The organism is Pseudomonas sp. EA_65y_Pfl1_P113, assembly GCF_963970525.1.
Taxonomy (GTDB): domain Bacteria; phylum Pseudomonadota; class Gammaproteobacteria; order Pseudomonadales; family Pseudomonadaceae; genus Aquipseudomonas; species Aquipseudomonas tritici.
Map to the genome: position 1 here is coordinate 1 of NZ_CAXAQM010000598.1, position 449 is coordinate 449.

The window sequence follows — 449 nt, forward strand, 5'->3', positions numbered from 1 at the left end:
GTCTATAATGTCAGCCTCACCGGCGCCCACGGCGCGGTGTCGACACAGCAGGCCACTTTCACCCTGACCGGGACCAATGTGGCGCCGGTGCTGCAGGCGGGCGTTCCCGACCTCACGGTCGCCACCAACCTCAGCGCGGGTGCGGCCGCTGGCGCGACGGTGGTCGCCATCTTTGCGCCGGGAAGCACCGCCAATCTGCTCGCCGGTCTGCCGACTCTGACCACGTCGACCAACTATGCGCTGGGCGGTTCCGGCGTCGGATACAATTACATGGGCGGGCACGGCTGGTTCCTGGCGAATGGCATCCAGACCGCCTCGCTGGTCGGCGATACGGTCGTCTTCGCCAACGGGCTGGCCGGCAAGATCACGGCGGCGTCCAACGGACATGGAACCACAGAGTCCGCCTATCTCTACTATCGGGCCTACACGCCCGGTCAGGCCAACCTCAC

General features: G+C 66.6%; 1 protein-coding gene. It reads left to right on the plus strand.

All coding sequences use genetic code 11. The features are described from left to right. Positions 1 to 449 (plus strand): hypothetical protein (locus AACY52_RS31275; RefSeq protein ID WP_339561536.1); only part of this gene is annotated, 449 nt, incomplete at both ends.